A 5,237-nucleotide genomic window follows, 5' to 3' on the forward strand; every position below is an offset into this window, starting at 1 on the left:
TTCCGGCATATTCGGGAACAGGGTCTTTTCGTCGCCCAGCACTTCCAGCTTGACCAGCTTGTGGCCATTCAGCAGTTCGCGCGCCATTTGCAGCGTGTAGATGGCGTCCTTCGCGTTGTAGCAGCCGGCCGTGTTGGGCAGGATGGTGTAGTCGGAAGGCGGCAGCACATCGAGCAGGCTGGGCGCCTTCGGGTCCTGGCCGATGTTCACGCGGCGGATCGCCACTGTGATGATTTCCGCTTCCGCCGCATCGGTCGCTTCGCGCGTCTGCTGCAGATCCTTGTATTTGCCGCTGCCGACCAGCAGGCGGCTCTTGTACTGCTTTCCTGCGATTGTGAGGTAATCGTTCATGATCTTCCTTTCGTGGCCGGACGCCGCGCAGAACCCGCGGCGCCAGGCTGGTGCCTGCCACGGCGTGGCAGGCACCTGTTTTACGCTTCCGGTTCTAACCGCCGCCAATGGCGCGGACGATGTCTACTTTGTCGTGTGCCGCCAGCGTGTGCTCGTGCCAGCGCTGGCGCGGCACCACGCTGCGATTGACGGCCAGCGCCAGCGCCTGGCCCTCCAGCTGCAGCGCTGCCACCAGCGCGTGCAGCGTCTGCTGCGGCGGCACCTGGTGCGGCGCCCCGTTCAGTTCAATCTGGATCATGGCTGCTGCTCGCGATAAATCTGCGCGCCGTTCTTCACGAACTCAATCGACTTTTCGACCATGCCTTTTTCCGCAAACTCGCGCACTTCCTGCGTGATCTTCATCGAGCAGAAATGCGGACCGCACATGGAACAGAAGTGCGCCACCTTGGCCGAGTCTTTCGGCAAGGTCTCGTCGTGGAAAGCGCGCGCCTTGTCCGGATCGAGGCCGAGATTGAACTGGTCTTCCCAGCGGAATTCAAAGCGCGCCTTGGACAGCGCGTTGTCGCGGATCTGTGCTCCCGGATGGCCTTTCGCCAGGTCCGCAGCGTGGGCCGCGATCTTGTAGGTGATGATGCCTTCCTTGACATCATCCTTGTCCGGCAGGCCGAGATGCTCCTTCGGCGTGACGTAGCACAGCATGGCCGTACCGTACCAGCCGATCTGCGCCGCGCCAATGCCGGAAGTGATATGGTCGTAGCCCGGCGCGATGTCGGTCGTCAAAGGACCCAGCGTGTAGAACGGCGCTTCGTCGCACTGCTCCAGCTGGATGTCCATGTTCTCCTTGATCAGCTGCATCGGCACGTGGCCCGGACCTTCGATCATCACCTGCACATCGTGCTTCCATGCGATCTGGGTCAGTTCACCCAGGGTGCGCAGCTCGCCCAGCTGGGCATCGTCGTTGGCGTCATACACCGAGCCGGGACGCAGACCGTCGCCCAGGCTGAAGGTCACGTCGTAGGCCTTCATGATTTCGCAGATCTCTTCGAAGTGCGTGTACAGGAAGTTTTCCTTGTGGTGGGCCAGACACCATTTCGCCATGATCGAACCGCCGCGCGAGACGATGCCCGTCATGCGCTCAGCCGTCAGCGGCACATAGCGCAACAGCACGCCGGCGTGGATCGTGAAATAGTCGACGCCCTGCTCCGCCTGTTCGATCAAGGTATCGCGGAAGATTTCCCAGGTGAGGTCTTCGGCCTTGCCATTGACTTTTTCCAGCGCCTGGTAGATCGGCACGGTGCCAATCGGCACGGGGCTGTTACGGATGATCCATTCACGCGTTTCGTGAATATGCTTGCCGGTGGAGAGGTCCATCACCGTGTCGGCGCCCCAGCGGATGGCCCAGGTCATCTTCTCGACTTCCTCGCCGATCGACGAGGTCACTGCGGAGTTGCCGATATTGGCGTTCACCTTCACCAGGAAGTTACGGCCAATGATCATCGGCTCCGCTTCCGGGTGGTTGATATTGGCCGGGATCACGGCACGGCCACGCGCCACTTCTTCGCGCACGAATTCCGGCGTGATCTCGTCCGGGATGCTGGCGCCAAATGACTGGCCGCGATGCTGGCGTCCCAGCAGGCGCGCCATCTTTTCGCCGTCCGGTCCCGATGCGCGCAGACCTTCGAGGTATTCCTTGCGGCGCAGGTTTTCGCGGATCGCGATGAATTCCATCTCGGGCGTGATGATGCCCTGGCGCGCGTAGTGCATCTGGCTTACGTTGCGGCCAAGGGCCGCGCGGCGCGGCGTGCGTTGCAGCTCGAAGCGCAGGGCGTCCAGCGCTTGATCGGCCAGGCGCTGCTTGCCGTAGCCGGAAGTTGGTCCATCCAGCTGCAGGGTGTCGCCGCGCTGCGAGATCCACGGCGCACGCGGTGTGGCCAGGCCTTTGCGGATATCGATTTGCACATCCGGGTCCGTGTAAGGTCCGGAGGTGTCGTACACCGTGACCGGTGCGTTATTGCCGGACAGGCTGATCTCGCGCATGGGCACGCGGATATCGGCACGGCTGCCGGTGACATACAGTTTGCGGGAATTGGGCAGCGGTGCGATCGCTGCGCTGTCTACCTCGGCCTCGGCGGCGAGGAATTGCGGATTGGCGTTCAAGTTTTGGCTCCTTTGCGGCAGGAGCCAGCAAAGGAGGTTAGGCTGCACACGCAAACACCGGCAGAGCGGCGCATGCGGACATCCTGAAGCTTCCCTTCGCTGGCATTATCCAGATCAGGTTCGGAGGGTATTTCTCACCCGCGCACCTCTCAGCGCGCAGGACCCCTAGCGTGTGCCGCCTTGCGGCAGCGATGCGATCATAACCCAGTCAGTGCGTTGCCGCCAAGCCCCCCGTTATAATCGCCGCGGGAGGAAATCAATGCGAACAGCAATCTGGGCGGCGCTACTGCTGCCTGTCGTGGCGATGGCGCAGGACACGCGGGCGCCGACGAGCGCCGAACAAAAGAGCTTCGAAACTTTTTACCATGCCCGCTATCCGGAAGCGGCGCAAGTGCCGCCCGTGCTGGTGACGCGCGCGCCGCAGCGCAAGGAGTGGCGGTTCAGCGCGTACGCCGACAGCGCGCCGCAGCGCATCGTGCTGCCGCTGTGCCGCATGCAGCGTACGGAGTTTGTGCGCGAGGACGGCGCGTGGCATGAGCGCGATCGGCAGACCACACTCACCTGGATCAATCACACGCCCCAATGCAGCGCGCCCCCCGGCACGCCGGTCGCCCTGCGCGCCGACATGCCGGATATCGACCAGTTGCGCCTGATCCAGTCGCAAAACGAACTGCTGCAAAGCGCTCGCTTGCTGATGGCGGGCAACACCAACTGCGCGCCAATCCGCTCGCGCAACTTCCACCTCATCGCGCTCGATAAAGCCAAAGACGGCTTGCCGATGATGGTGTTCGAAAGCGATATCGGCAAAACGGCGGGCGTGTCCGTACGCAAATCGCGCGCCGATCTTACTGCCTGGAATGTTTCCTGCGCGGGGACGCGTTAAAAACGCAACAACTGACAATTTGCTAGCGAATCCGTTTGCCCGGCAGCTCAGCCGGGCCTACGCTTGAGTGTGTTTCAACGCGACTATCTTGGGAGAGATAAATCATGACGCACAGCAAGCTTCTACCGCTAGCCATTGCCGCCTCAACCTTCGCCGCCGCCCTGCCCGCCTACGCCGCAGCACCGGATAAAGTCCGCGTCGTGGTGGCCTTCCAGCCCGGCGCCGCGGCCGCCGTCCGCTCCGCTGCCGCTGCCGCACACGGCGCCGTCGCGCATGAGATTTACGGCATGGACGCGATGGCGATTGAAGTGCCGCCGCAAGCGCTGCAAGGTCTGCAGCACAACCCCAACGTGCTGTATATCGAGCAGGATGAGAAGCGCTATCCGATGGCCTTGCGCAAGGCCGGCGGCACGCCCGGCAACAGCGCGCAAACCATCCCATACGGTATCAGCATGGTGCAGGCCGACCAGCTGTCCGATGCGTCGGCTGGCAACCGCAAGCTGTGCATCGTTGATTCCGGCATCGACGCCAATCACGAAGACATCATCGGCAACAACCTCACCGGCGAGTGGGACAAAGGCACCGGCTGGTGGTACACCGATGAAGACCAGCACGGGACGCACGTTGCGGGCACCATTGCCGCCGTCAACAATGCCATCGGTGTGGTGGGCGTCAATCCGAACAAGCAGCTCAAGCTGCACATCGTCAAAGTGTTCGGCGCCGATGGCTGGGCGTATTCGTCCACCTTGGCCACGGCCGTCAACAAGTGCGGCGCAGCGGGTGCGAACATCATCAGCATGTCGCTGGGCGGCGGTAAGCCGACCAAGACGGAAGAAAAGGCCTTCAACGCGCTGGCCGCGAAGAATGTGCTGTCCATTGCGGCGGCAGGCAACGACGGCAACACGGCCATCTCCTACCCGGCCGGCTACGCTTCCGTCGTGTCGGTCGGCGCRCTGGATGCGAACATGAACTGGGCCGACTTCTCGCAGTACAACAGCAAGGTGGAACTGTCGGCGCCCGGTGTGGCCGTGACGTCCACCGTGCCGATGGGGACCGGCGCCGACTCCGCGCTCACGGTCGGCAACAAGAGCTATGCCGCAGGCGATATGGAGGGCTCGCCCAAGTCCACGGCCAGCGCGCCGCTGGCCGACTTCGGCCTCGGCGACAAAGTCGACGCCAGCGTAAGCGGCAAGATCTGCCTGATCCAGCGCGGCAGCATCGACTTCGCCACCAAGGTATCCAACTGCCAGACCAGCGGCGGCAAGGGCGCCATCGTCTACAACAATGTGGCTGGCGGCTTTGGCGGCACGCTGGGCACGACCGTCACGAATATTCCATCAGTCTCCGCAAGCCAGGCTGACGGACAGGCGATGCTGGGCCAGTCGGGCCAAGTGGCTACGATCACGATCACGCCATCCAACTATGCGGTATGGGACGGCACTTCGATGGCCACGCCGCACGTATCGGCTGTCGCCGCGCTGGTCTGGAGCCTGCACATCAATTGCACCGCGGCTCAGTTGCGCACCTCGCTCGACCTGAGCGCACGCGACCTCGGCACGCCTGGCCGCGACGACAAGTTCGGCTATGGCCTGGTGCAAGCGAAGGCGGCACATGACCGTATCACCGCGAAAGGCTGCGGCAAATAGGGCGCGTTTGGGATGGGCCGCGGCGCAGCGTTGCGCGGAAGCCGCGGCTAGCTCAGCATTGTGTAACAGTCCGTTACTATGTGCCCTAACTCACTTTTAATTTTCCGCCTGGAACGGATAATGACCTTAGAACATAACCATAAAGAGGCCCATTATGAAATCCTCCCTTCCTGCTCTCTCCCTTGTCGCCGCTGCTAGTT

Annotated in this window: 4 protein-coding genes, 1 pseudogene and 1 riboswitch; of the genes and pseudogenes, 2 read left to right on the forward strand and 3 right to left on the reverse strand. The window is 62.7% G+C overall.

Going from position 1 to position 5,237, the window contains the following annotated elements; all coding sequences use genetic code 11:
* The 3 genes and pseudogenes from AB4Z11_RS22015 to thiC all read right to left on the reverse strand — a co-directional run.
* Positions 1-351: pseudogene (locus tag AB4Z11_RS22015) on the reverse strand (thiazole synthase); the annotation flags it as partial.
* 94 nt (positions 352-445) lie between these two features.
* Positions 446-649 carry a sulfur carrier protein ThiS gene (thiS, locus tag AB4Z11_RS22020; RefSeq protein WP_442027676.1) on the reverse strand — a complete coding sequence of 68 codons (204 nt, stop codon included), beginning with the start codon at positions 647-649 and terminating at the stop codon, positions 446-448.
* On the reverse strand, positions 646-2,508 hold the full coding sequence (gene thiC / locus AB4Z11_RS22025; protein ID WP_442027677.1) for a phosphomethylpyrimidine synthase ThiC: 1,863 nt from the start codon (positions 2,506-2,508) through the stop codon (positions 646-648). Before thiC ends, thiS begins: the two co-directional genes overlap by 4 nt.
* 74 nt (positions 2,509-2,582) lie before the next feature.
* Positions 2,583-2,685: riboswitch (TPP riboswitch) on the reverse strand.
* Positions 2,686-2,767: 82 nt separating this feature from the next.
* Here thiC and AB4Z11_RS22030 point away from each other — a divergent pair.
* Both AB4Z11_RS22030 and AB4Z11_RS22035 read left to right on the forward strand, forming a co-directional pair.
* Entirely contained in the window at positions 2,768-3,391 is a 624-nt protein-coding gene (locus AB4Z11_RS22030; protein WP_442027679.1) for a hypothetical protein, read from the forward strand.
* A 104-nt stretch (positions 3,392-3,495) separates the two neighbouring features.
* Positions 3,496-5,037 carry a S8 family serine peptidase gene (locus tag AB4Z11_RS22035; protein WP_442027680.1) on the forward strand — a complete coding sequence of 514 codons (1,542 nt, stop codon included), beginning with the start codon at positions 3,496-3,498 and terminating at the stop codon, positions 5,035-5,037.
* Positions 5,038-5,237 lie beyond the last annotated feature (200 nt).

Origin of the sequence: Pseudoduganella sp. RAF53_2, assembly GCF_052113985.1 — a bacterium.
Classification (GTDB): Bacteria; Pseudomonadota; Gammaproteobacteria; order Burkholderiales; family Burkholderiaceae_D; genus Rugamonas.